At 34.3% G+C, this 24052-nt stretch carries 27 protein-coding genes, 1 tRNA gene and 1 pseudogene; 10 read left to right on the top strand and 19 right to left on the bottom strand.

Annotated features, from left to right (window positions below; translation table 11 throughout):
* Positions 1–21 precede the first annotated feature (21 nt).
* From BXU01_RS18595 to BXU01_RS18585, 3 genes are read right to left on the bottom strand one after another with little or no spacing between them, the layout of a single operon-like run.
* The gene (locus BXU01_RS18595) at positions 22–744 is read right to left on the bottom strand and encodes a hypothetical protein (protein WP_083694675.1); all 723 of its coding nucleotides are present in this window, start codon (positions 742–744) and stop codon (positions 22–24) included.
* 18 nt (positions 745–762) lie between these two features.
* Positions 763–1167, bottom strand: coding sequence for a hypothetical protein (locus BXU01_RS18590; protein ID WP_083694673.1), 405 nt, complete (start codon positions 1165–1167; stop codon positions 763–765).
* Positions 1168–1187: 20 nt separating this feature from the next.
* Positions 1188–2039, bottom strand: a complete 852-nt coding sequence (locus tag BXU01_RS18585; protein WP_055092405.1) for a hypothetical protein — start codon at positions 2037–2039, stop codon at positions 1188–1190.
* 284 nt (positions 2040–2323) lie between these two features.
* Here BXU01_RS18585 and BXU01_RS18580 point away from each other — a divergent pair, with 284 nt between their 5' ends.
* The 4 genes from BXU01_RS18580 to BXU01_RS18565 are packed head-to-tail and all read left to right on the top strand — an operon-like array spanning position 2324 to position 4810.
* On the top strand, positions 2324–2764 hold the full coding sequence (locus BXU01_RS18580) for a hypothetical protein (RefSeq protein ID WP_083694670.1): 441 nt from the start codon (positions 2324–2326) through the stop codon (positions 2762–2764).
* A 6-nt stretch (positions 2765–2770) separates the two neighbouring features.
* Complete coding sequence (locus BXU01_RS18575) at positions 2771–3418, top strand: hypothetical protein (protein ID WP_083694667.1); 648 nt, start codon at positions 2771–2773, stop codon at positions 3416–3418.
* On the top strand, positions 3391–4176 hold the full coding sequence (locus BXU01_RS18570; protein ID WP_083694665.1) for a sensor histidine kinase: 786 nt from the start codon (positions 3391–3393) through the stop codon (positions 4174–4176). The genes BXU01_RS18575 and BXU01_RS18570 overlap by 28 nt, the downstream gene beginning before the upstream one ends.
* Positions 4166–4810, top strand: a complete 645-nt coding sequence (locus tag BXU01_RS18565; protein ID WP_083694662.1) for a response regulator transcription factor — start codon at positions 4166–4168, stop codon at positions 4808–4810. Before BXU01_RS18570 ends, BXU01_RS18565 begins: the two co-directional genes overlap by 11 nt.
* Positions 4811–4860: 50 nt before the next feature.
* Here BXU01_RS18565 and BXU01_RS18560 read toward each other — a convergent pair whose 3' ends face one another.
* A complete protein-coding gene (locus BXU01_RS18560; protein WP_083694660.1) occupies positions 4861–5373 on the bottom strand; it encodes an adenine phosphoribosyltransferase in 513 nt (170 codons plus the stop codon).
* Between the two features lie 114 nt (positions 5374–5487).
* Here BXU01_RS18560 and BXU01_RS18555 point away from each other — a divergent pair.
* Positions 5488–5561 (top strand) — tRNA-Arg (locus BXU01_RS18555).
* Positions 5562–5942: 381 nt separating this feature from the next.
* On the opposite strand, the gene BXU01_RS18550 is transcribed toward BXU01_RS18555, so the two are convergent.
* The 3 genes and pseudogenes from BXU01_RS18550 to BXU01_RS18540 form a co-directional block, all read right to left on the bottom strand.
* Complete coding sequence (locus BXU01_RS18550; protein ID WP_083694897.1) at positions 5943–6464, bottom strand: GNAT family N-acetyltransferase; 522 nt, start codon at positions 6462–6464, stop codon at positions 5943–5945.
* Positions 6465–6545: 81 nt separating this feature from the next.
* Positions 6546–6887: pseudogene (locus BXU01_RS18545) on the bottom strand (N-acetyltransferase family protein); the annotation flags it as partial.
* A gap of 128 nt (positions 6888–7015) precedes the next feature.
* Positions 7016–7579, bottom strand: coding sequence for a Crp/Fnr family transcriptional regulator (locus tag BXU01_RS18540; protein WP_083694657.1), 564 nt, complete (start codon positions 7577–7579; stop codon positions 7016–7018).
* Between the two features lie 247 nt (positions 7580–7826).
* Between BXU01_RS18540 and BXU01_RS18535 the strand changes: the two genes are divergently transcribed.
* Complete coding sequence (locus BXU01_RS18535; RefSeq protein WP_083694655.1) at positions 7827–8018, top strand: cold-shock protein; 192 nt, start codon at positions 7827–7829, stop codon at positions 8016–8018.
* A gap of 805 nt (positions 8019–8823) precedes the next feature.
* Here the strand turns inward: BXU01_RS18535 and BXU01_RS18530 are convergent.
* From BXU01_RS18530 to BXU01_RS18515, 4 genes are all read right to left on the bottom strand, one after another.
* Positions 8824–9417: a DUF4136 domain-containing protein gene (locus tag BXU01_RS18530; protein ID WP_083694652.1), complete on the bottom strand. Its 594-nt coding sequence runs from the start codon at positions 9415–9417 to the stop codon at positions 8824–8826.
* Positions 9418–9501: 84 nt separating this feature from the next.
* A complete protein-coding gene (locus BXU01_RS18525; RefSeq protein WP_083694650.1) occupies positions 9502–9879 on the bottom strand; it encodes a hypothetical protein in 378 nt (125 codons plus the stop codon).
* Positions 9880–10072: 193 nt separating this feature from the next.
* Positions 10073–11998: an alkyl/aryl-sulfatase gene (locus BXU01_RS18520; RefSeq protein ID WP_083694647.1), complete on the bottom strand. Its 1926-nt coding sequence runs from the start codon at positions 11996–11998 to the stop codon at positions 10073–10075.
* Positions 11999–12035: 37 nt separating this feature from the next.
* The gene (locus tag BXU01_RS18515; RefSeq protein ID WP_165689809.1) at positions 12036–13001 is read right to left on the bottom strand and encodes a transporter; all 966 of its coding nucleotides are present in this window, start codon (positions 12999–13001) and stop codon (positions 12036–12038) included.
* 556 nt (positions 13002–13557) lie between these two features.
* On the opposite strand from BXU01_RS18515, the gene BXU01_RS18510 reads away from it, so the two are divergent.
* Together BXU01_RS18510 and BXU01_RS18505 are read left to right on the top strand one after the other, a co-directional pair.
* On the top strand, positions 13558–14562 hold the full coding sequence (locus tag BXU01_RS18510; RefSeq protein ID WP_083694642.1) for a hypothetical protein: 1005 nt from the start codon (positions 13558–13560) through the stop codon (positions 14560–14562).
* Positions 14563–14627: 65 nt separating this feature from the next.
* Complete coding sequence (locus BXU01_RS18505) at positions 14628–14996, top strand: lipocalin family protein (RefSeq protein WP_083694640.1); 369 nt, start codon at positions 14628–14630, stop codon at positions 14994–14996.
* Between the two features lie 654 nt (positions 14997–15650).
* Here the strand turns inward: BXU01_RS18505 and BXU01_RS18500 are convergent.
* From BXU01_RS18500 to BXU01_RS23995, 5 genes are all read right to left on the bottom strand, one after another.
* Positions 15651–16283 (bottom strand): class I SAM-dependent methyltransferase, encoded by a 633-nt coding sequence (locus BXU01_RS18500; RefSeq protein WP_083694637.1) that lies wholly within the window; start codon positions 16281–16283, stop codon positions 15651–15653.
* Positions 16284–16298: 15 nt separating this feature from the next.
* Entirely contained in the window at positions 16299–17225 is a 927-nt protein-coding gene (locus tag BXU01_RS18495) for a ketopantoate reductase family protein (RefSeq protein WP_083694635.1), read from the bottom strand.
* Between the two features lie 65 nt (positions 17226–17290).
* Complete coding sequence (locus tag BXU01_RS18490; protein WP_083694633.1) at positions 17291–18721, bottom strand: PLP-dependent aminotransferase family protein; 1431 nt, start codon at positions 18719–18721, stop codon at positions 17291–17293.
* Between the two features lie 83 nt (positions 18722–18804).
* Positions 18805–19278: a GNAT family N-acetyltransferase gene (locus tag BXU01_RS18485; protein WP_083694631.1), complete on the bottom strand. Its 474-nt coding sequence runs from the start codon at positions 19276–19278 to the stop codon at positions 18805–18807.
* A 21-nt stretch (positions 19279–19299) separates the two neighbouring features.
* Positions 19300–19530, bottom strand: coding sequence for a YgjV family protein (locus BXU01_RS23995; protein ID WP_123774113.1), 231 nt, complete (start codon positions 19528–19530; stop codon positions 19300–19302).
* A 193-nt stretch (positions 19531–19723) separates the two neighbouring features.
* Here BXU01_RS23995 and BXU01_RS18475 point away from each other — a divergent pair, with 193 nt between their 5' ends.
* Together BXU01_RS18475 and BXU01_RS18470 are read left to right on the top strand one after the other, a co-directional pair.
* Positions 19724–20305: a TetR/AcrR family transcriptional regulator gene (locus BXU01_RS18475; RefSeq protein ID WP_083694626.1), complete on the top strand. Its 582-nt coding sequence runs from the start codon at positions 19724–19726 to the stop codon at positions 20303–20305.
* A gap of 50 nt (positions 20306–20355) precedes the next feature.
* Complete coding sequence (locus tag BXU01_RS18470) at positions 20356–21147, top strand: SDR family NAD(P)-dependent oxidoreductase (RefSeq protein WP_083694623.1); 792 nt, start codon at positions 20356–20358, stop codon at positions 21145–21147.
* Positions 21148–21555: 408 nt separating this feature from the next.
* On the opposite strand, the gene BXU01_RS18465 is transcribed toward BXU01_RS18470, so the two are convergent.
* The 3 genes from BXU01_RS18465 to BXU01_RS18455 form a co-directional block, all read right to left on the bottom strand.
* Positions 21556–22311, bottom strand: coding sequence for an NUDIX domain-containing protein (locus BXU01_RS18465; protein ID WP_083694620.1), 756 nt, complete (start codon positions 22309–22311; stop codon positions 21556–21558).
* A gap of 111 nt (positions 22312–22422) precedes the next feature.
* Positions 22423–22866, bottom strand: coding sequence for a nuclear transport factor 2 family protein (locus tag BXU01_RS18460; protein ID WP_083694617.1), 444 nt, complete (start codon positions 22864–22866; stop codon positions 22423–22425).
* Positions 22867–22898: 32 nt separating this feature from the next.
* Positions 22899–24041, bottom strand: coding sequence for an aldo/keto reductase (locus BXU01_RS18455; protein ID WP_083694615.1), 1143 nt, complete (start codon positions 24039–24041; stop codon positions 22899–22901).
* Positions 24042–24052: the final 11 nt, after the last annotated feature.

Here is a 24052-nt window from a genome sequence, read left to right as displayed (position 1 = left end):
ATTAACTGCCCTTTTTTAATATTACTTGTTCATCATCATGACCATTGCAAGCGGTAACATGCTGTTATTGTTTGTAGTGTCTTTATTTTGTTGAGACATAATTAAGACTAATGGCAACATCATATTATTATCTGATTTTCCGGAACCTGAATCTCCCATTGTGGTCATCATAGGCAACAATAGCGACAGGGTTTGATCTACATAAATAGCACTTGTGTTTGTTTTTTCGACGATTTTTGTAGTTAATACATTCCCGTCTTTATCTTTTGTATCAGCCACAATCTCGAGGTTTTCAGGTTTTAATTTTGGCTGATTCAAAAGTGATCCCATCATGCTCATCATTTGCATATTTTTTAAAACCTTGGTTTGGTTTTCGCCTTTTCTGGCATCGATTTTTGCAAACTCTGTATGTTTTTGATCTAATGAAACCAAGGCTTTATTGGTAGCAAGTGAGGTCTTTTTAAGTTCATTAACCTGATTTGAAATTGAATCCAAAGATTTTTTCAACTCACTTTTAGTGGCATAATCATTCGCTCTACCGCTCAGGGCTTTACCAAAGTTTGATCTTTGCTTGACTGCAGAACTTACATTTGGCCTGATCGTTCTTGCTGAAGGTCTTCTGCGTTTTGCAGCTTCATCATAACTTTCATCGTAGCTTTCTAATAAATCTTCGCTTAGCAAATCTTCATTATAATAGTCTTCATTTAATAAATCTTCATCTAAATAACTTTCGAAATAACTCATAATTTTAAATTTTAAAGGTTAATTTTTATTGAAATAATGTTTGTTATATTTCTGGATTGCAGGTTGGATATATTTATTAAAAAGAATAAAATCCGGAATACTATTGCCTGGTTTTCCTGTTCCAAAACATTCCGGGCAATCTATATTTTCGCCAAAACATTCTGTACAAGCGCCAATAGCTTTTGCTAAGTCATCATTTTGATTCAATTCAAATTCTAATTGAAATTTTAATCCTTCGATAATGGTAAAAAGTTTCTGATTGATTTTCTTTAGTTTTCTGACTCTTTCTTCGAGTTCCAAATCAATTTTAGGAGTTTCTTTTTCCTCTTCCGGTTCTTTTTTCTCCATCATAGGCTGCATCAATTCAAAATATTTAGCCATTTCAGGATTATGTTCTTTCAAATATTCTATATAAGCATCCATTGGTATAACTTTTAAGTGTTTTATAAACTGGCAATAGAATTTTCAAGTCGGTTGATACGGTTTGGGGTATTTGTGCCCACAAACTGACCGTATTGATCGATGTAGTAATCTTCGGCAGGAATTAATCCTCCGTTATAATATTCATATAGAATATTTTCTGTGAGGTAATTTACATTTTCGATTAATTCTGCAAATGAATGGCTTTCGATAGGTGCATTTGGACTTGCGGTTCCTAAACTTTGCTGTGCTTGTCCGGCTTGAAATTGCGGATTGTTGATTACACCTCCAAGCTGGTTATAAAGTCCCTGAACCCTGCCAATATCCTGGGCTGCCTGCGGACGCAATTGTACGGGATTGTTTTGTACATATTGCTGAATAGCCGGAATAGCAGCTCTGCCGGCATCTGCCAGATATCTGGTTGTATTGTTCCATGCCTGCCCAATTGGCGACGGATTTTGTCGCGGTCTGTTATTATAAGCAGGTCTGCGTTGTGGCTGTACAGGTCTTTGCTGCTGGCGATTATTATCTAATGCCGTACTGGCAGATCCGGCCAGATTGCTCACTAATCCTCCCACGGCACCGCCAATTTGCGGAGCTCCAAAATAAGTACCAATCGCTGTTCCTGCTATAGGAGCAACTGCCGAAACTCCTCGCAAAACTCCGGAACCAATACTGCTGGCAACATTTCCTAAACTGGACCAGAATCCTTCGGCTTCACTTTCAGACATTTGATCTACTCTTGACAACAACACATCCTCTAATTCGTTTTCATTTAGATTTGAATATTCAGGACCTAAAACATATCGTACAGCTTCAAAATAATTGTCTTCGCTGAATGATTCTCCTTGAAAAACTTCATGATATAAACTCATAATTTTTAGTATTACAATTAGCTCTTACTCTTTTAACAGGCTTTTCAGATTTCGCCTGTCCATTTTGTGCACGAAAATGAACGATGTAAAGTTGATTTTTTATAAATTACTACAAAACAGCACTTTAACCCTATTTTTTAAATAAATTAACCCTATAAAAAAAGGGTATATTTCCCCTTGCAAACTTTATAAGTTTAAAATAATTTTGCATGTAAGTTTTATTTAAAACACTATAAAACAACAAATTAACCAATTAACCATTGAATGATTTAATTTTTAAGATTATGAAAAAAGAACCAGGAAGACCGACTCAATTAATTACTAAAAAATTTGGTAAAGAATTACACTTAAATTTTATGAAGTACAGAGCCAGTATTATTGCGAAATACATCAAGAAAGAAGATGCAAATGCCATTTGGTTTTCATTAGAAGAGCTCGAAAACTACATACATTATATCAAAACTCAGGGCGAAAAAACCGGTTATAATGTAAACGGAATCCGTTTTTATTTTGGAGTGTATCCTGAAGAAAAAAAATATGCTGAAAAAGCTGGTTTGATGACGTTATTTTTGACAGCAACAGGCAAAAAGATCAGAATCAATACTATAAGTTCTAATGATGTACAAACTTTTGCATTGGTTCGTGAAGAGGAGAATGCAGACATATCGACTATAGAACCTATGAATTATGGCAGTATTGGAAGACCACCAGCTTTATTATATTAAAAAACTATGTTTGAAATTTTAAGATTTTATATTGTTTATCTCGCTTTATTATCGGGTATTACCGGACTGATATCGCTGCATAAGCTCCCGGGCAAAAGGGCTAAATTTTTAGTAGTTTTAATTTGGTTTTCAGCTCTGACCGAAATAGTTGGCTACCATTTTACAGAATGGACAGGAGTATTAAATTATTATGTTTTCAACATTTACATGTTCGTTACTTTTTGTTCTTATATTCTGCTTCTCAGGAGTTTATTAATAAAAATTAATTATAAAGGAACGGCGGCTTTATGTTTGGTTTTGTTTGTATTTTCATTTCTTCTCAATATTTTATACTGTAAAGAAGATATAAACCATTCCTTTATTTACAGTTTTGCTATTGGTGTTCTGATAGTTATGATATTATCTTGTTTATATTTGATAGAAATTTTTAATTCTGATAAAATTTTAAATTTTAAAAAATCTGTATTTTTTTGGTACATATTAGGCATTCTGGTCTTTCATGTGCCAGTTCTGCCGTTTATGCTGGCTATAAAATGGTTTTTGATCAAACAAGATGAATCAGTGTTTAGTTTAGTGTTATTTATATTAAATTTTCTAATGCACGGTTGTTTTATTATTGGATTTTTATGGAGCGAAAAGAAATACAATTACTAGTAATTTCGTTAGGTATCGTTTTTTTTACTTTACTGGTGATTCTGCTTGTCATATTCTTTTATTTCTTAAAGAAAAAGAATACGTATCTGGTCGAAAAAATGGAATCGGAATTGTATTTTCAATCGGAATTAATAAAAACTAGAATCGAAATTAAGGATCAGACTTTAAGCGAAATCAGTAAAGAACTTCATGATAATATTGGTCAAATTGTATCTGTTGGCATTTTGCAGCTCAATATGTATATCGATAGCGGTAAACCTGTTTATGGTCCTGAACTGTCTGACCTTAAGGCAGTCCTTGCCAAATCCCTGGACGAAATACGGATTTTATCCAGAATAATAAACAAAGACAACTTATTGCAAACCAATTTTATAGAAGCAATAAAACAAGATTTGGAGCGCATAAAAAAGTTGAAAAATATTCCATATAATTATAACTTTACAGGCGGTGTACCCAATATAAACGAAGAGCATGATTTGTTTATTTACCGCATTTTTCAAGAAGCAATGCACAATAGCCTAAAACATTCTCACAGTGATTTATTTGAAGTAAATATTAACACAACAAAGGATGTTTTTTATCTGGAAATGAAAGATTTCGGGATTGGATATGATCCGCTCAGGATAAATCCCGGATTAGGATTAACCAACATGAAGTTAAGAGCCAAATTAATTGGCGCACTATTAATCATGAAATCAGACGCATCAGGAACAACTGTAACTTTAGAATATCCCTTAACGAAACCCAATGAAACCTAAAAACAAAATTATTATTGTAGACGATCATTTGCTTTTTTCGCAATCACTGGAGCTTTTGATCAATAGTTTTAAAGATTTTGAAGTCATCAACCGCTTTGAAAACGGGAAAGTATTTATTTCGTATTTACAGGAAAACACCAACTCAGATGTTGATTTAATTTTACTAGATGTAAATATGCCGGTTCTCGATGGCGTTAGTACCATGAAATGGATTAAGGAAAACAGACCTGAACTTAAAGTTATTGCGTTATCTGTAAACGATGATGAAGAAATTATTATAAAAATGCTCACCAATGGTGCCAAAGGCTATTTGCTTAAAGATACATCGCCGGAAATATTTAAGGACTGCATTATATCTGTGATCGAAAAAGGGTTTTATTTTACTGAATTAGTGTCTGGCATGTTAGTGAAAAAAGCCAACAATGACACCGCAAAAATAAACCTAAAAGACAAAGAAATCATTTTTATAAAACACGCCTGTACTGAAAAAACATACAAGGAAATCGCTTCAGAAATGTGTCTGAGTCCCAAAACAATTGACGGTTACAGGGAATGTTTATTCGACAAACTTGAAATTAAAACCAGAATAGGCTTAGTTTTATATGCTATTAAAAATAAAATTGTCCTGGTATAAATTTACCAGAACAATTTTATTTCACTAATATAATGCTTATAATGCTGTTTTTAGTATGTTAAAGCTGCAAAAATTGGATGCTCTTTAATCTTTTGCCTTCCGTTCAGGAAAGTTAGTTCCATTAGAAAGTTGCATTGTACAATTTCGCCACCTAATTTCTCTACTAATTCACAAACTGCTTTAGCGGTTCCTCCTGTTGCCAAAACGTCGTCGTGGATCAAAACCCTGTCTCCTTTTTTTATTGCATCTGTATGCATTTCTAAGCTGTCTGTGCCGTATTCTAAATCATATGAAGCTGAAATGATTTCGTAAGGAAGCTTTTTTGGTTTTCTAACCGGAACAAAACCTGCATTTAATTCCTGCGCTAATAATATCCCGAAGAAAAAACCACGACTTTCTGCTCCTACTACCTTGTCTATTTTTTGTCCGTCAAGAGATTCGATTAGAATATTAAGGCATTCTTTTGTCGCAATTGGGTCATTTAGTAGCGGAGTTATATCTTTAAACAAAATTCCTTCTTTTGGAAAACCCTGAATATCACGTATATAATTTTCTAACTGCATTTTTTTTTAATTTTATGTTATTTTTCTCTTGTATATCTCACATTTCTTCCTATCTTTGCACCCGCAATAAGCAATCAACAAAGCTACGAAAAATTAGCTAATTGATAACAAAAAGGCCTCGTGGCGCAACTGAATAGCGCACTTGATTACGGCTCAAGAGGTTACTGGTTTGAATCCAGTCGAGGTCACTTAAAGAGACAACTATGTAATAGTTGTCTCTTTTTTTATACACAAATATGTAGATTTTTCAAGCCTTTACGGCTTATCATTTTACGGTTCGATTTTTTCACGCGAAATCCTTAGTCTGTCGAAATAAACAGTCTAAAAGTGACTTTATTTGAGATTTAATCATAGCTGAACGATGGTTCGAAGTCCCGTTAAGGATATAGGATTTTTTTCTCTTTTGGCTTGTCGTAATTTTTTGATACTAAATAGACAACATACAATGTAAGAAAAATTTCCGAAAAAATAGAAACGCCTTATCAATAAGCCAGCTTTAAAATAGTGCGCAGGCAGACCAATAGTATTACTACAAAGTTTAGCTATAGGCTTTATAAAGAATTCGTGAATTAATCCAATTTCAATTTCATCATTATGTCAGTCTGCTGATCATCTCCCAATTTAAATATGTGTGCGTCGAAGGCTGCAAAACCATTTTTTTCATAAAACCGGATTGCCCTTAAATTCTCTTCCCAGACTCCCAGCCAGACATATTCAGATCCCTTTTGTCTGGCAGCTTCGATTGCTTTATCATAAAGCAGCTGCCCGACACTTTTCCCGTGAAATTCCTTTGAAACATAAATCCTTTCAATTTCAAGAGATGTACTGTCCTTCAATTCGGTTTGTGATTCTCCAAAATTGATTTTGAGATAGCCTACAACTTCATTATCAATCCTGGCAAAATAAAACTCGGAATTTTCATTTTGAAGCTCTGCAGTTAATTTTTTTATTGAGAAACCTTCTTCAAGATAAGATTTCATGTTTTCCTCGGAGTTCGAATCTGCAAATGTTTCCTGAAAAGTCTCACGGCCGATTCTCTGCAGTTCATACAGATCAGCAATAGTAACTTTTATAATGGTTATGGGTTTCATCTTAGAACTGTTTTCGCCGTTAGTTTTTAAATTCCACTCATAATTAAGCCATTCCTGGTTTTCTATGGCTCCCAGTCTTTCATAAAAATTCCTGCCTCCCTCATTCCAAGGTGCAACGGTCCATTTTATCTGTCCGCAGTTCTTCTTTATTGCTTCTTCTTTGAGTTCGTCCATTAATTTCTCACCTATCCTCTGGCCTCGGAAATCCTCGGCAACATACAGTTCTTTCATATAAATTGCCGGACGGTTCTGCGCCGTAAAAGGCAGGAAATAATATACCAGAATTCCTGCAATCTTCTCATCGCATTGGGCAACAATACAATAGAAATCCGGGGGATCTTTTCTAAAACCGCTCTCTTTTACTATTTCAGCTGTGATGGCAAAACTGTTAATGTATTTTTCAAAAACAGCAAGTTCTTTCATTAAGCTCCAAATTTGTTCACTGTCTTTTTCTGCAGCTTTTCTAATGGTTATATTCATTTTTTAAAGATTTTAGGCAAAGTTCTGAATATGTCCCAAGGAAAAATTATACAAATGATAAAAAATGAACCCTATTTTATATTTGTTCTGATACGGCTCAAGCTTACCTGTGTTATGCCTAAATAGGAAGCGATATGCCCAAGCTGGACCCTTTGTATAAGGTCGGGATAATTTTTTAAAAGCTGCATGTAGCGGTCGGCTGCAGTTCCCAGCTGTCGGGAAATAAGTCTTTCTTCTGCTTTGAGCAGTTCATTTTCTGCAAACTTTCTGCCCCAGTTGGCAATTTCAATATTTTCATTGAAAAGATTCTGAAGGGCTTCAGTATTTAGTTCATAAAGCACGCTGTTTTCCAGCAGTTCTATATTTTCATATCCTTTCTCACTGCAAATATAGCTTTTCAGCGACGCTATTGTATCGCCTTCTTTTCCAAAGGAAAATGTAATTTCGCTCTCCCCGTCATTGGAAAAAGTCCGTGCAATGCCCTTTTTGATAAAATAGATATTTTTCTCAACCTTGTCAGCCTGTATTATAAGGGTATGATTGGGTAGGCTTACTTCCAGAATATTTTTCTTGAGGATCAGTTTTGAAGCAGGTGAAAGCGGATGTATTTTGTCGAGTATTTGATCAATTTCCATTTTTGATAATAATGTTCTGTTATTGGGTTCGGGTTAGCTGTATACCTTCTTGACTTATTTAACATGTCTGACACCTTAGATTGGATCTGCAATGCATAATTTGGTTGAAGCCTGTATAATAATACAAAAAAACAGCGGCTGCGGTATCATGCAAATTCTCAATAAAGTTAATATAAACATAATTAAAAACTCTTTTTTAACTCCTTATCATTTAATGCACTACATTTGGCCAAATTAAATATTTAAAATGCAAGAAGGTACAGTAAAATTTTTCAATGAAGAAAAAGGTTTCGGATTTATTACTCCAAATAATGGAGGAAACGAAGTTTTTGTTCATGTTTCAGGTCTATCAGAAAATATTCGTGAAAACGATTCAGTTCGATATGATATTCAGGAAGGCCGCAAAGGTCCAAACGCAGTAAACGTAGTGATAGCATAATATACTATAGCATTAGTTTATATAAGCACCTGTCCAGACAGGTGCTTTTTTATTTATACAAGTTCAATAGCTGTTTTCTGAATGCTTAAGTCAGCTTTTTAAACATACCTTCAAATATAAACCATTAAACGGAATCACAGCATACCAATATACTCTACCCATAAGTCCACGTTTGCTATTAGCATCTTTTTCATCATTCTTTCTTTTATTGTGATATCTGAATTACTGCCCTAAATTTTAACATTTTTGGCATTTAACCCCTACGATACATACAAACCGCTCTGGAATTAAAATTTAAAATAATTATCTTACAAATTCATTTAAAAGTAAGCCAATTTCTTTAAATCATTCATAAAATGGTTTGTAAATTGTTCAGTAACCTCACTTAAGGAGACAACTAGTAAATAGTTGTCTCCTTTTTTATTCACAAATATGTAGATTTTTCAAGCCTTCACCACTTATCATTTTACGGTTCGATTTTTTCACAAGGAATCCTTAGTTTGTTTAAAATAAACAGTCTAAAAGTGGCTTTATCTGAGATTTAATCAGAGTTGAACGATGGTTCGAAGTCCTGTTAAGGATATAGGATTTTTTTATCTTTCCGTTTATTGTATTTTTTTGATATTAAATATAGTAATTCGAAAATGACCTTAGTTCTCTTCTTATCTATTTGGATGCCGCTGTTAGAAAGAAAATAATTGCTTTTTCTGCAGAAAAAGTCTAAGGATTAACAAATATAAATATATTATCTAATTTGTTAAGCAAAAAATAAAAGGCTGTTCAAACAGAACAGCCTTTTGTTAAATTATTTCTTTTTTCCTTCTCCGGGAGGAAAATCTGCCAGCATTTTTTTGATCGCAGCAGCAACAAGTTCGTCCGGATTTCCCGGTTTGCTGCTTATCTGCGTATTACCAATTCCCTGCCAGATGAGTTTATCAGTTTTTGCCGAAACAATATCAATAATAAGAGATCCGTCAACATACTCATAAGTATCATAAGTGGTATTAGCAGATCCGGACACCATGGCCGTTCCTCCCCAGTATCTGTACGGGCGGTATCTCCCTCCGTACACATAAGCAGAACCAGTTGTATTGGCTACAACTTCTGTCTTATTTTTAAGAACTGAAACTGCATTTACTTTTACATCAGGATTTTTAGCGGTCTCAATAAAACCTCTCGCATTCATCTCCGTGCGGATTGCATTGGTCACCCTGTCAACATTGAGCTGGCTCACCTGCCCTTCCTCAGCTTTTAAGTCATAAATAGTATAATTTCTTAATTCTCCAAAGTTAGTTGTACGGTCATAATCTGTTGTAACCTTTAAAGAAGGCGAACAGCTGTAAAAAAGTCCGATTAATAACAGTAAAATGATTGGTAATTTAATTTTTGTCGCAGTCATGGCTTAGAATTTAAAGGATTAATATTCGTTACATATATGATTTGGCTTTCTAAAAATTATTCTGTCAGATTCCGATAAAGATTATTATCCTTTTTCTGATTTTTGATAGGTTATATCAGTTTCAAACTTCTTTCCTGTAGTATGTGCCGTGACGGTGATTCTTTTTTTCTTAATAGCTAAAGTTATTTTTCTGCCGTCCGCATGCTCCAGTTCATAAGTCTTAACTGTTGTCTGCACATCTTTTTTTTCGCTTACAATTTTAAAAATCTGCGGTTCTTTGTAATCAATTCTCACTGTACACTGCTTTATACTCTCATTCAGCATTACTGCTACATCATGTTTTTCTACAGTACTGCTACCATCGGCCTTTTTTACATAAATTTTAGCGGTTTCATAATAATGTTCCTGCGAATAAGAAAATGTGGATAATAATAAGAAAACGATAAATAATTTACTTTTCATAATCATTGATTTTTAAAATTTCTAATGAAGCCTGTCTGATTATTTCAATTAAACGACTATAGATATCTAATGTGTAAAAACACTGCAGTCATTTAAAACATAATCATTTTATTATTTTTTTTCTATATACAAAAGCTGGGTTTTAATCAGCCCAGCTTTGTTTTGATTCTTAATATCTTATTAATGTCTAAGATTAAGGCTCGATAAGATTAAACCAGACATCAAAATTCTCAATGTTGCCTATAAACTTCTTAAAGGCTTCTTTATCACCCGTAATTTTAAGTACACCCTTTGATAACAATTGGTCTACAGTTACATCGTGGCCGTCAGCTGTCAGCGCCATAAGTGCTTTTCGAGGTCCTGTAATTGTTGCAGTAACTTTATCTTTTATCGGACTTCCAACTCTTGTACTTACTGTACCATTACTTACAACCAGCCCAACTTTTTCATTTGTATCAGTAAGTTCCATGTTAAAATTAAACTTGTCCGTATTTTGCTCAGTTCCTTTATATCGCATTGCCAGATAGTTAAAGAATAATTCTGATGACATTCCGTTAATCATATCCGGGTTGGATGCGGAAGAATTTTTATAAATTTTCTTACCGTAGCGAAGCTCCTGAGCCCCTGTCAGATAAAAATTACGCCAAGGACCCGATTCAGCCTGATACCCCATCTGCTCGTAAGCGTCTGCCAGCAGATCTCTCGCTTTTTGGTTTTTAGGTTCTGCAAAAACCACGTGATTTACCAGTTCTGCCACCCAGCGATATTCTCCCTTATCGTAAGACTCTTTGGCTTTTTTCAGGATATTCTCGCTGCCGCCCATTAACTCTACATATTTTTGTCCTTCTTCTACAGGAGGCAGCGGATTTAAATTAGCGGGATTACCATCAAAAAAACCAAAATAAAGCTGGTACTGTGCTCTTGCATTGTGGCTTACGGTTCCATAATATCCTCTGTTGGAAAACTGGGTATCCAGCTGTTTAGGCAGTTTTAAAGTATTTGCAATTTCCACAGGATTCATCCCTTCATTAGCCATTCTAACGGTCTGATCGTGTATGAATCTGAACAGATCCCTCTGATTTTCCAGAAAATCCACAACTTCAGCATTCCCCCAAGTTGGCCAGTGGTGTGACCCAAAAGAAAGCTGCGCATCTTTTCCCCATTTATCAATGGCCTTATCAATATACATACTCCATTTCTGCCCGTTTCTCACCTGAGCACCTCTAAGGGTATACAGATTATGCAGGGTATGATTTACCACTTCCGCCTGCATGAAAGCCTTAAAATCCGGCAGGTAAAACATCATTTCAGCAGGCGCTTCAGATTCGGGAGTGTACACAAATTCAAATTTAACTCCGTCAATTATTTTGGTTTCCCCTTCTTTTGAGGAAATAATATCTGTCCCATCCAGGATTCCGGCAGTTCCCCCTGCAGTGGTGGTTCCCAGCCCAGAACCTAATGAACCTGTCGCACTTTTCGGAATTAAATTACCGTACATGTACATGGCCCTTCTGGTCATGGCATTTCCTGCTATCAGGTTTTCGCTTACTGAGTGTTCCAGAAAACCTTCAGGCGCATATATTTTTATTCTGCCTGATTTTACATCATCTTCATTAACCACACCGCGCATTCCTCCGAAATGATCCATATGACTGTGGGTAACAATCACGGCAGAAACAGGAAGGTCTTCCAGATATTTTTTAACCAGTCGCATACCTGCCTGCACCGTTTCTTTCACTGTCAGCGGATCTACAATAATCCAGCCTGTTTTTCCCCTGATCAGTGACATATTTGCCAGATCAAATCCCCTGATCTGATAAATTCCATCGCTGACTTTAAACAGTCCTGCTGTAGCGTTAAACCCGCTCTGTCTCCATAAACTCGGATTCACGCTTTCAGGCGCGTTGCCTTTAAGGAAATCAAACTGCTTAAAATTATACGATTTACCGATTGTGTCCTGCGGATAAGCCGCAATGAGGCCTTTATTGACATTTTTCTGGTCGGTCTGGTCCTTAAAATCCAGATAACTGTACAATGCTTTGTTAGCCGCTGTAGTGTATGAAGTCGGCGGATTACTTTTTGAAGGCTGGTTCTGGGCTATCCCAGCTGTTCCCAGCATAAGAGAACAGCATAAAATTATTTTTTTCATACTATAATTATTGGTTGTTTTGATTCTGATTTTTTAAGGCCTGCATTGTTTTTTTCATGCCTCCGCCAAAGACATAAGTATATTTAACGGTGAATAAGGAACCATTCGGAGCATATTCGTTACCTCCGGCAGCTGTGATGTAATTAATACCGAATTGGTGAAACAGTGAAGGACTGTAATTAAAAGTTCCTCCCACACCCGTAACAGACTGCGCATCATCCTGTCCAATGCCGTCTTTTTTGGTCTCTCCCCCTGTGCGTCCCGCAGCATCGGCAGAAATCCAGAATTTCTGGTTGAAATTATAAACAGCATGCAGCGTTAGTCCGTAAAATGCTTTCTGGTCCAGAACTGAAGGATTCCCTGACGGAAGAAGATTAGGCAGGGCATTGTTGCGCGTGAAAAATTTAGCATTCACATAGGCTTCAAAATCCCAGTTGTCAACCGGTACTGTTAAAGCGATCTCAGGTCTGAACTGCCAGCGGTTTCCTCCCGGATTAAGCAGCTGTGTTTCTGAATAAGATCCTGTAGGCATTGTCACTGCAAGTGACCATGCTAAAGCCAGCTGTTTTTTGGTCTGCATAAATTTAGGAAAAGAAAGGGCATCACCACCGATAATATTGGTGCCCAAAACAACCATAACATCACCCATTCCAGATTTATTGGCATTGTATCCTAAAATATTGGCATCAATATTCACATAGGGAATCATGACTTGCACTCCTGCAGTTCTTCCTGCAACATTAAAAAAATTAGCATAACGGACATACCCTATATGCGCATCAATATCAATATCTCTATTAGGAATTGTAATTGCCCCGTCGATTGTGGAATTTGTAGTCTGCAAAAGGTATCCTCCCTGCAGCATCTGCATTCCTAAAGGATAATTCTGGTAAATTTTAGCCTCGGTAGCATTTTGTCCGACAGCTATCTGAATTGTAATCAGAAAAAATAAAGTAGAGTATAGTTTCTTCATAAGCATTTGTTTTTCCTAAAATTAAAAAGAAATTATTAAATATAAAAAGTACTTCAAAAAAAATTAAATAAAATTTCACTAATCCTTCACAGCACAATGAATAACACAACAAGAAAACTAAAATATTGACAATAAAACAATTTACAAAAACATACTTTTTAGCATTTACGAAATAAATAGTTAAACGGTTTTAAGATTTTTTTAGTAGGACTGATTTTTAATTCGGACAGCAAAATTCCAAGCAATAGTGATTTCTTAAAATGATAAATAAAAAATTTATTTTTAACAATAAAGTGAATTAAAAATCAAAAATACAACCAAATAAGTCCTTAATTTAATCATAAAATCAAATTTCATTATTTTATTGGCATAGTGTTTGAAAATATTTTTTTAACTCTTGCTTTTACTCTGCAGTAAAACAGAATTGAAAATGCAGTTTTTAATAATAATATAAAAACATGACAGATTTAAAAGCATCACACAGCTGCATATTTCATTCATTTTTATTAAAATGTTACTGAATTGAACAATCAGAAACTTAAAACCAAAAACAGTTATGATAAGCAAAAATTTCATTTTTTCGTTAGCAGCAGTTTGCCTTCTGGGGCAATCTATTTTCAGCCAGAGCAGTAATGATGCTCCATCGCTTGGTCTTCCGGGAGATAACCTTGATTTATATGCCGTTCTGGATCTTTTTCAAAAATCAAAAACCATTGAAGATTTTGAAAAATCACTGAATGATAAAAATTCAGGTATAAACAATCTTGATTTAAATCTGGATAAAAAAGTAGATTTCATTAAAGTTACTTCAAAAAACGAAGGCTCTGATTACACTTTTGTACTTCAGGATCCGGTAAGCAAAACTGAAACACAAGATGTTGCCGTTATTTTAGTTGACAGAGATAAATCCGGAAAAGTAAACCTGCAGATTATGGGTGATGAAGATTTATACGGCAAAAACTATGTGATCGAACCAAAAACAACATCCACGGCGGCAATTACCGCTAACCCAGCTTACACGGGATCTGATCCAGTGGCTAAAAGCACTCCTGCTGCACAGGCAGTGGTTGTGGAAAATGTGCCTGTTGTGCAGTATATATATTCTCCTGCTTACGTTCCTTATTATCCTCCTTACTACTATGGATATTACCCGCCTTACTATGTACCTTTTGCGGCTATATCTGTAGCAGTATACGCTCATCACCATTACCACCATCACCATCACTATCATGGCGGTCATTATGGAGGAGGCGGTACGGTTATAATTCATAATAAAAATGTATATAATAACTATAACATAAACAGAAACCGCTCTAATACTGTTATCACTAATAGGGAAAGCGGAAAATACCGTACTCCTAAAAACTCCGGCAACAGACAGCAGGCACGAAATTTAGAACAGAGAAGTACAAAATACAATAAAGGAGAATCATCGAAGACGCGTAAATATAACCAGTCAGCAAACAGACCTGCAAAAAATTACAGCCAGACCCAGAGATCTTCTGCATTAAAAACTGCACCGCATACAGCAGTGAAGCGACCTGTTCGTTCTAAGATGTAAACCTGTTTGGAGTCTTGAAAAAGCTGTTCCACTTAAAAAATATTTTTAATTTAATTCATAAAATCATGAAAAAACCATTTTTATATACGTTTAGTCTGGCACTGCTGTCACTAATGTTTCTTTCATTTAATAAAAACAGGGACAATCTGGTTGGAAGCTGGAAGATTACCAAAGTTGAACCTAAAACAGCTGTTTCACAAACCGCCAAAAATGATATACTCTCTCATGGCTCATTAACTTTTACTGATGACGGCTTTGTTAGAGGCCGTATTCTTCAGGATATAAATAACGGAACTTTTGCCCTGACAAAAAAAGGAAAAAGTCTTGTAATCAAAGAAGATACCGGAACTCCTTACAATTGCCAAAGCATAATAAATGAAGACGAACTCGTGCTAGACACTAAACAGATGACCGTAACTTTAACTAAAATATAAATTCCACATATTCTTGATAAAAATCCGCTTAGGCAGATTTTTATATTTTTAATGCAACCGCTTTTTTAATAACACTCTCCTCTAACCCCCTAAAACTAAACTAAGCATAACTAGTTATAAGTTATTTTTTTAAAACGTTGCATTAATTCTAATGCTATTTTTTGTTGTATTAAAATTAATAGTTTAAAGTTTTTTTTCACATTTAACCCTTACGATATATACAAACCTCTATTGACTCAAAATACAAAATTATTATCTTACAAATTCACTTGGAAATAAGCTAATTTCTTTAAATCATTCATAAAATGGTTTGTAAATTGTGAACTCAACGTCACTCTTAAAAAAACGTTAAAACATTTGTTTTAGCGTTTTTTTATGCTTTTTTACGATATTTAATCAGTTTTAACTTATTTTTTAAAGCGGTTTGGGAGTCCTGTCGGGGTGACTACTCTGTATTCAAACCATCGTTAACTACTATGTTTATAGGAAGCTAATAGAATCCCTTATATTTATTTTACAAACTACTAGTGGGAATATCGAATAAAAAAACTCCAAAATCAAATGATTTTGGAGTTTTGGTAATTTTAGAGGCGATTAAAAATCTATGCAAAAAACTTTTTCAGGATTTGAAAAAACTTAAAGTCAAAAATGATATTATATTTTAAAATGAAACGTCTTTAATGATTTTCCATTTGGAAAAAAGGACTCTTCATTTTCTATAAGTTTTAATCCCTTTTCTATCGCTTTACTAACTAGAGTATCTGGATCTATCAGCTGGAAAATTGATCTAACTTTTTGTAAACTCTCAATTCCTGACTTACTTACTGATTGGACACCATTATTGGATTGTATTGATATAATCAGATTTCCGCCTGCCTGAAGGTTACTTATTGAAAATTCTAGACTTTTATCAATTCCAGTATATTCTAATACTAACCCTGCCCATATAAAATCAGCTTTGCAAAATACCTTTGCATTTGTTGTGATATCAAAATTGATAAGTTCAAGAGAAGTAATCTTTCCAATATATCTTTCCTTTGCTTTATTAAGATAGTCTTGATTGATATCTATTCCTATTACATTTTGAGTAATTGCATTATCAATATGTTCTAAGCCATTTCCGCCCGCAACACCAAGAAAGAGACAAATTTTAGGTTTTATTTTATCTAGATATTTTTTGGTCAAAAAATTCAGAATCTCCAATTGACCAACCGAATTATGAGACATATGGTTTTCATAATCTTCTAAAGGTATTTCGTTCCAAGGACTACTTTCTTTCTTATTCATAATTCTAAGATAATATTACTTTCTTGATATTTCTGACTTTATTTTTACTAATTGACCAAGCATCTCAGTAACAGGTACAGAAATATTTCCTTTTAGAATGGCTGATTCTGCAATAGCTAAATTCATAGTTTCTATTTCTGTTTCTCTTTTATTTAATATATCCTGATAGGTTGATATTTTTTGTCCGTCAGACATTTTACTAATAGCAAGTACGTTTTCTAAAACAGTTTCCATCGTTAAATCGATGCCATATTCTTTGGCTACCAATAAACACTCAGCTGTAACTGTTTTTGCAATTTGAAGTGCTCGATCATTACGCTGAAAAATTCCGTTATCAGTTTCCAGCAGAGGACAGATTGAATTGAATACACAGTTGCTGATTACTTTTTTCCAAATAAGCGTTTGGATATCCTCTTCATTTCTAAATGAAAAAAGACCAGTGTTGAGTACATCAACAATTTCTTGAAGAATTTCATTCGATCCCTTAACAATTCCAATTGGAGATGGGGCAACTAATTTAAATCTAACTTTATTATTTTCTAAGGATTCGCTTGTTGCCAGTAAAACACATCTGTATAGTTCATCAAAGCCTTTATCAATAAAACTATTTTCAATATGCAGTCCATTTTGAAGAAAGACAATTGGCGATTTTCCAGTTTTATCTTTCAGTTTATCAGCAAGAACACTGTTTCCAAATGACTTATTGGTGAGTAATATAATTCCATCAAGCCTTTCGCAGTTAGAAAGCGAACTAATTACAACCTCTGCTCCTATTATTTTATTTTCAATTTCTACCTGTATATTCTCAATACCCTCAGGCTGATTATCTATACTTCCTCGAAGAATGGTCGTTTTTCTTCCATTCAAAGTTAAAGCGACAGCCAGAGCTTTTCCTATTACGCCGTTTCCAATAATGTAAATATGATCTTCATTGTGATTCATTGTAGCATCTTTTTTAGCAAATCTAGAAATCTCAACGGTATGGTTACAGATACAGTTATTGCATTTTAATAGGATCCAGTTTTTAGTTCTTTTTTTACAATTTCCCCTAAACGTTTAAGGTCATCATCCAATTTGTCGCTCCATTCGAGTGCAAAATTCAATCGCATGCAATTATTAAACTGGTTGTGCTGCGAAAAAAGCCTGCCGGGAGCAAAACTGATTTTTTGCTGAATTGCCTTATCGTATAATTGCGCTGTATCAATCGATTTATCCAGTTCAAGCCATAACATAAAACCTCCCTGTGGCTGTGATACTTTGGTACTATCAGGAAAATACTCTTCTATAGCTCTCTGAAAATGTAAACAGTTCGAATATAATTTATTTCTAAATGTTCGTAAATGATGGTCATATCTTCCGTTTTCCATAAAATCAGCAATCACTTCCTGATACAATGTCGGGGTGGAAACCATCTGAGAAAACTTCTGTCTGATAATCTTTTCTTTAAATTTTCCAGGTGCAACCCATCCCACTCTGTAACCAGGTGCTAATGTTTTGGATACAGAACCACACCACATTACAATCCCTGCTTCATCAAAAGCTTTACAGGGTTTAGGTCTTGAAACGCCAAAGTAAAGATTACCGTAAATATCATCTTCAATTAAAGGTATATTGAATTCAGTAAGCATCCTTACCAATTCTTTTTTATGATCATCGTGCATTAAACTTCCCAATGGATTGCTAAAATTACTAATGAAATAGCAGGCTTTTATCTGAGGAAGAACCTTTTTTACCGCTTCTAGGTCAACTCCAGTAATAGGATGTGTCGGGATTTCTATCGCTTTTAAACCTAAAGATTTTATTATTTGATGAATCCCAAAATAAGCCGGACTTTCGATTGCTATAGTATCTCCTGATGAAGTAACCGCTTTGAGACAATTAAAAATAGCATTCATTGCCCCTGCTGTGGTAACCAAATCATCCTCCGTCAATTTACCTTCTAAAACCAAAGACCATTTGGCAACTGTTCTTCTTAGATTGACATTGCCTTGGGCTGTTTCATAATTTGTACCTCCATCTTCTAGATTACGCATTGCAGTAATTACTCCTTTATTTAATTTGGCAATCGGCAGAAGAGTTTGGTCTGGAACTCCAAGAGAAAACTGAGTAATATTCTTATCGTTCAATGTATCGAAGACAGTCTTTAATAGCTCCTCCGATGAACGCTCTTTTTGGACAGTATTCAAGGTGCTTACAGAAGGAAGTGCAAATTTTCGCTGGGAAGTTTTGCTTACAAAATGGCCTGATTTAGGCCGTGGTTCAATAAGAGATTTACTTTCTAATTCTAAAAATGCCTGTTTAGCAGTATTAATACTGACATTATAAAGCTTTTGCACAGCACGGATTGATGGAAGTTTTTCTCCAAGAGTTAATGTACCGCTTAAAATCTGTTCCTCAATAACCCTGGCTATTTTAAGATATAAAACTTCCTTTTTCATATCACCTGTTTTCTGTGACTAACAAAGTTACAAAACTTTAATCTGTATCAATTTATAAAAAAGTGATTTAAGAGTTCCCAGCCTTATAAACACTTTTCCATATAAGCTGTGCCTTCAACCGGGTTCTTGAAATAAGGTTCTATTTCGTAAAATCCAAACGAAATATAAAGTTCTTTCGCTTTTTGCAGAGTTGGGATTACATCAAGCCTGATTTTTTTATAACCCAGAGCTATTGCTGATTCAAGAGCCTTTTCAAGAAGTGTAACACCTATTTTATAACCTCTGTGAGAATCTTTAACATAAAGCCTCTTAAGTTCTGCAATTTCTGTTTCATTTCTTCTCACGCCCACACAGCCAATCACTTCTTCTTCATCTAATGCATATAAAAAAGTTCCCTGGCTTCCTCCATACATCTGTTTCATCTCTGCGAATTCATTATCCAGATTCATATAAGAAAGATCAATTCCTAAAGTATCCAGATATTCAATAATAATACCTTTGCAGTTTTCAAAATCCTGCTCACTCTCAGCTATTTGATATTTAATTCTTTTTTCCATTTTTAAAAATCTTAAGGAAGATCAGTCCGTAATTACTGCATTTTTTTCTTTTTGTAATTTATAAATTCTGTAAGAATGGATAATAATAGCCATGGCACAGCCAATAATCATTGGAGGTACGCTGAGTAGTATTCCATAAATTATATAAATCAGGTTCGCAATTAAAGAGAGAACCCTTAAATAAAATACATTTTTCATTGTCATCGAAAATGTATTTAAAAGCAGTGCTATATAACCAATGAGATGAACCATAATTACCAAGATATTCTTTTCATAATATTGCCTTGCACAAAATTATTTTACTGAAACCAATAATTACAGATACAAAAAATTATTATTTAACGGGTACAGATTTGTTTACTTTAAATAAAAGTCTTTAAAATTTGCAGTAAACTTATTTTTATATAATTTTGTATCATTCATTACAAAATAAAAAAATATAAAGATGAGAGGAAGACCCACCATCTATGAAGATGTTAATATTGTAAAAAAAGCACAGGAAGTTTTTTGGCAGAAAGGATATAGCGCGACTTCATTGAGTGATTTGCAAAAAGCCACTGGAGCTGGTGCTGGAAGTTTTTATAATACTTTTAAAGGCGGTAAAAAAGAGGTTTTTCAAAAAGCAATTGAAGAACGAAGATTGGCTTTTGACACTTTTAAAATTGAATTAAGTAAAAGTGGCTCTCCGTTAGAATTGATCAAAGATTTTTTTAGAAGTATCGCTTCCGCGAAAGAAAACGAGCATCTTAAAGGCTGTATTATTGCAAATACAGTTGTAGAAATGACTTTTATTGATGCAAATCTGGAAGATAATGCGGTTCAGATTTTAAAAGAAGTCGAACAAATGTTTACTCAGGCGATTAAAAATGAACAAATAAAAGGAAACTTAAAAACACAGATTAATCCCGAAATATTGGGCAGGTATTTAATAACATTTTGGTGCGGTCTTAACACACTTCGCCGAATGTATCCAGATAAAAATGTCCTAAAAAATCAAATCGAAATGCAATTAGCTGTTATCAGCTAATTTTTTTAACTATTTATGTATCGATCATTACAAAAATTAAAATAACAAAAATGAATTTAAAATTAGAAGGAAAAAGAGCTTTTATAAGCGGTTCGACACAAGGAATTGGTTTTGCCATTGCAAAACAATTATTAAATGAAAAAGCAGAAGTTATTATTAACGGGCGACATGAAGATAAAATCAATCTGGCTGTTCAAAAACTAAAAAATGAATTTCCTAATGCTTTAGTTTCGGGAATAGTTTGCGATTTTGGAAGTAAAGAACAAGTAACCGCATTACTAAACCAGTTAAACGATATTGATATTTTAATAAACAATGTGGGAGTTTTTGAATTAAAAGATTTTGAAATTATCGAAGAGGAAAACTGGTATAAAATCTTTGAGATTAATGTAATGAGCAGTATCAAACTTTCTAAGAAATTTTTGCCGCAGATGCTTGAGAAAAAATCAGGCAGAATTATTTTCATCAGCAGTGAATCGGGCGTGATTATTCCAGGAAACATGATTCATTACGGAATGACAAAAGCAGCTATGATGGCCGTGAGCAATGGTTTGTCTAAACTAACCATAGGAACTGAAGTTACCGTAAATACTATTTTAGGCGGCCCAACTTATTCTGACGGTGTTGCCTCAACAATCGAACATATTGCTTCTTTACAAAACATAGAAGTTGAGCAAATGAAGAGCGCCATTATACAACAAACCAATCCGCATTCTTTATTACAGCGTTTTATAGATCCTGCAGAAATTGCTTCTTTAGTCGCTTATTTATCCAGCCCATTATCAATTGCTACAAACGGCTCGTGCCTTCGAGCAGATGGGGGTACTTTAAAAACGATTTAAATTATAGCCGGAGCTGATAACTTTTTTTGTCACAAAAATTCAAGGCTCTTACATTCCAAAATCTATCATTGATAAATTTTGATGTCAATATCTTCAGAATAATAACTTAAATTTACTTATAGAACTTGATTCTAAATGCTCAAAGATTATTAGAAAAATTACACCCAAATATTATTATAAAAATCATCTTTTTCGTTTAATTAATGATTTTTAACATTTAACCCTTGCGATAGATACAAACCTATTAAAAATGAAAATTTAAAATAATTATCTTACAAATTAACTTGAAAATAGGCTAATTTCTTTAAATCATTCATAAAATGATTTGTAAATTGTGAACTCAACCTCACAAAATCCCATTTCTAACGAAATGGGATTTTTTTTTATAAAATTAATTTTATTCTCTTTCTACCATCCTTCTTTTAGTCCGTCCTGAAGCGCAATATTATATTTTTGAATATTAAATCTGTAAAGGTTTGGTGCTTTATGTGCTTTGCCTTCCATTCTTGGTTCATCCATTTTATCTAAAATATCATAACCTATCATCTTTCTGTAAAAATTTCCCCTATTTAGTTTTTTACCAAGGATAATTTCGTAGAGTCTCTGTAATTCCGGCATTGTAAATTCTTCAGGAAGAAGGTTATAGCCGATGGGCTTATAATTAAGTTCCCTACGAAGGTTTAATAATGCCTGATCAAAAATCAATTTATGATCCATCATCATATTGGGCAATTCATTAATATCAATCCAATCACAATTACTTGAGAAAATATCTACAACAGGATTTACTTTTTCATAATCAGCCAAAGCGTAAAATCCTAAAGAAATAAAACGCTGTTTGTTCCACAGTCCATCTTCATATTCTTCAAAGAAATCCTGACTCCTATTTGCATTTGCAAAAACGCTAAATTGCTGAAGATAAATATCGTGAGCACCTGTTCTGTCTGTAAGTATTCTTTTTGCAGCTTGATTTATATCTTCCTCTTTCCGAATATATCCTCCAGGTAAAGACCAATTTTCCTGATCTTTAAGCTGCACTAGTAATATTTTCATATTTGCAACATTGTAACCAAATACAACACAGTCAATTGATAAATGCGGTAAATATTCATTCCAAGCTGTTCTGGAAAATTCATAAACAAGTTCTTTTAATGAGTTTTCCATTTATATAACTATACCTTTTAATTTTTTCATTTATTATACTCGTTTTCAATAAGTAGATCCATTCAAATTATTTTCCTTTTTTCTCTTCCTGTTATTGCAACCTGAGAAAAATTATTGACCAGGTGTCATTAATTTGGTAAACGACAATGAACCTAATTTCCAGCCATTATTGTCTTTAATATAAACCTCTGTCACAATAAATGGATTGGTAACTTCATTTCCTCCCACTACTGCTAATAGTGTAATTTTACTCAAAAGTATCGCCGTACTGCCAATAATATTTACTGAAACATCGTGAACGTCTGCTTTCTTGTAATGAATTCCTCCACTTTTAATCACATTGATTTCCTGAACTTTGCCCCAACTTCCTCCCATATGAACAAAAACAGATTTATCATCAAACAATGGTGTAAGTTTATCGACATTCTTATCTGCCATCCATTGCCATTTTTGCTGCGAAAGTTGAATTACTTCCTTTTCGGCGATAGTATTTTGTGCGAAAGACTTGTTTGCAATTAGAATAATTATAAGTAATCCAAAAAGTGATTTTTTCATAATGCTGTTAATTTTAATTAGTATATTTTTAATTACTTCTTTTTTTCCGGAGCTTCAACATCAGAGAAAGCTAAAACTCCTGCAGGCAATCTTTCGCCCAAAATCTTAATTTCATTTAATGCTGTATTGAATTCCTTTAAATCATTTGCAGAAAATTTTATTTGAGAAGATCCTGTATTCTCTAGCATATGAGCCATTTGCGTAGTACCTGGAATAGGCACAATCCATGATTTTTGCGCAAGCAGCCATGCAAGGGAAATTTGGGCTGGTGCAGCTTGTTTTTCTTTACTCCATTTCTGGATTAATTCAACTAAAGCCATATTTGCTGGAAGGTTTTCAGGAGAAAATCTTGATTCAATACCGCGAATATCTCCCTGAGCAAACCTTGTTATTTCGTCAATTGCTCCGGTCAGAAAACCAACGCCAAGCGGGCTCCATGAAACAAAACCAATTCCGAGTTCTTCGCAAAGGGGAATAATCGTTTTTTCTGGACCTCTCCATAAAAGAGAATATTCGTTTTGAATGGCGGTAACGGGATGAATGGCATGCGCCCGCCTAACTGTTTGCTGACCAGGTTCACTAAGTCCGTAATGAAGAAGTTTTCCCTCTTTAATCAGAATTTGTATAACGCCGACTACATCTTCTATAGGAACCTGCGGATCAACACGATGCTGATATAACAAATCAATTCTATCGGTTTTAAGACGCTTCAACATTCTTTCTACTACAATTTTAATATGTTCAGGACGGCTATTTAAACCCGGTAAACGTTTTCCTGTTTCTTGATCTATATTCCAGCCAAATTTTGTAGAAATCACAATTTTATCACGAAAAGAAGCAACTCCCTCGCCCAGTATTTTTTCGACCTCAAAAGGACCATAAGCTTCGGCAGCATCAAATAAAGTAACTCCATTGTCATACGCCGATCGAATAATTCGGCGCATTTCCGTTCTCGAAGGAATCGTGGTTTGGTAGTTACGGCTCATATTCTGAACGCCAATACCAATACTTGAAACTTCCAGTTTCCCTAATTTTCTTTTTCCGGGAGCAATTGATATATTATTTTCTTCTGAATTTAGCTCATCAATGCGCGAATTTGCAAGAGAACGAAACGGAAGCAAAGCGCTTCCTGCCAATGCTAAACCTGCTGTTTTTAATATCGATCTTCTATCCATCTAAATGTTCT

This window comes from [Flexibacter] sp. ATCC 35103 (genome assembly GCF_001975985.1).
Classification (GTDB): domain Bacteria; phylum Bacteroidota; class Bacteroidia; order Flavobacteriales; family Flavobacteriaceae; genus Flavobacterium.
This window is presented reverse-complemented; position numbering and strand designations above follow the sequence as displayed.

Bases quoted from the DNA above. Each gene is read 5' to 3' on its own strand.
- BXU01_RS18595 (WP_083694675.1), bottom strand. From the start codon at position 744: ATGAGTTATTTCGAAAGTTATTTAGATGAAGATTTATTAAATGAAGAC.
- BXU01_RS18590 (WP_083694673.1), bottom strand. From the start codon at position 1,167: ATGGATGCTTATATAGAATATTTGAAAGAACATAATCCTGAAATGGCT.
- BXU01_RS18585 (WP_055092405.1), bottom strand. From the start codon at position 2,039: ATGAGTTTATATCATGAAGTTTTTCAAGGAGAATCATTCAGCGAAGAC.
- BXU01_RS18580 (WP_083694670.1), top strand. From the start codon at position 2,324: ATGAAAAAAGAACCAGGAAGACCGACTCAATTAATTACTAAAAAATTT.
- BXU01_RS18575 (WP_083694667.1), top strand. From the start codon at position 2,771: ATGTTTGAAATTTTAAGATTTTATATTGTTTATCTCGCTTTATTATCG.
- BXU01_RS18570 (WP_083694665.1), top strand. From the start codon at position 3,391: ATGGAGCGAAAAGAAATACAATTACTAGTAATTTCGTTAGGTATCGTT.
- BXU01_RS18565 (WP_083694662.1), top strand. From the start codon at position 4,166: ATGAAACCTAAAAACAAAATTATTATTGTAGACGATCATTTGCTTTTT.
- BXU01_RS18560 (WP_083694660.1), bottom strand. From the start codon at position 5,373: ATGCAGTTAGAAAATTATATACGTGATATTCAGGGTTTTCCAAAAGAA.
- BXU01_RS18550 (WP_083694897.1), bottom strand. From the start codon at position 6,464: ATGAAACCCATAACCATTATAAAAGTTACTATTGCTGATCTGTATGAA.
- BXU01_RS18540 (WP_083694657.1), bottom strand. From the start codon at position 7,579: ATGGAAATTGATCAAATACTCGACAAAATACATCCGCTTTCACCTGCT.
- BXU01_RS18535 (WP_083694655.1), top strand. From the start codon at position 7,827: ATGCAAGAAGGTACAGTAAAATTTTTCAATGAAGAAAAAGGTTTCGGA.
- BXU01_RS18530 (WP_083694652.1), bottom strand. From the start codon at position 9,417: ATGACTGCGACAAAAATTAAATTACCAATCATTTTACTGTTATTAATC.
- BXU01_RS18525 (WP_083694650.1), bottom strand. From the start codon at position 9,879: ATGAAAAGTAAATTATTTATCGTTTTCTTATTATTATCCACATTTTCT.
- BXU01_RS18520 (WP_083694647.1), bottom strand. From the start codon at position 11,998: ATGCTGGGAACAGCTGGGATAGCCCAGAACCAGCCTTCAAAAAGTAAT.
- BXU01_RS18515 (WP_165689809.1), bottom strand. From the start codon at position 13,001: ATGAAGAAACTATACTCTACTTTATTTTTTCTGATTACAATTCAGATA.
- BXU01_RS18510 (WP_083694642.1), top strand. From the start codon at position 13,558: ATGATAAGCAAAAATTTCATTTTTTCGTTAGCAGCAGTTTGCCTTCTG.
- BXU01_RS18505 (WP_083694640.1), top strand. From the start codon at position 14,628: ATGAAAAAACCATTTTTATATACGTTTAGTCTGGCACTGCTGTCACTA.
- BXU01_RS18500 (WP_083694637.1), bottom strand. From the start codon at position 16,283: ATGAATAAGAAAGAAAGTAGTCCTTGGAACGAAATACCTTTAGAAGAT.
- BXU01_RS18495 (WP_083694635.1), bottom strand. From the start codon at position 17,225: ATGAATCACAATGAAGATCATATTTACATTATTGGAAACGGCGTAATA.
- BXU01_RS18490 (WP_083694633.1), bottom strand. From the start codon at position 18,721: ATGAAAAAGGAAGTTTTATATCTTAAAATAGCCAGGGTTATTGAGGAA.
- BXU01_RS18485 (WP_083694631.1), bottom strand. From the start codon at position 19,278: ATGGAAAAAAGAATTAAATATCAAATAGCTGAGAGTGAGCAGGATTTT.
- BXU01_RS23995 (WP_123774113.1), bottom strand. From the start codon at position 19,530: ATGGTTCATCTCATTGGTTATATAGCACTGCTTTTAAATACATTTTCG.
- BXU01_RS18475 (WP_083694626.1), top strand. From the start codon at position 19,724: ATGAGAGGAAGACCCACCATCTATGAAGATGTTAATATTGTAAAAAAA.
- BXU01_RS18470 (WP_083694623.1), top strand. From the start codon at position 20,356: ATGAATTTAAAATTAGAAGGAAAAAGAGCTTTTATAAGCGGTTCGACA.
- BXU01_RS18465 (WP_083694620.1), bottom strand. From the start codon at position 22,311: ATGGAAAACTCATTAAAAGAACTTGTTTATGAATTTTCCAGAACAGCT.
- BXU01_RS18460 (WP_083694617.1), bottom strand. From the start codon at position 22,866: ATGAAAAAATCACTTTTTGGATTACTTATAATTATTCTAATTGCAAAC.
- BXU01_RS18455 (WP_083694615.1), bottom strand. From the start codon at position 24,041: ATGGATAGAAGATCGATATTAAAAACAGCAGGTTTAGCATTGGCAGGA.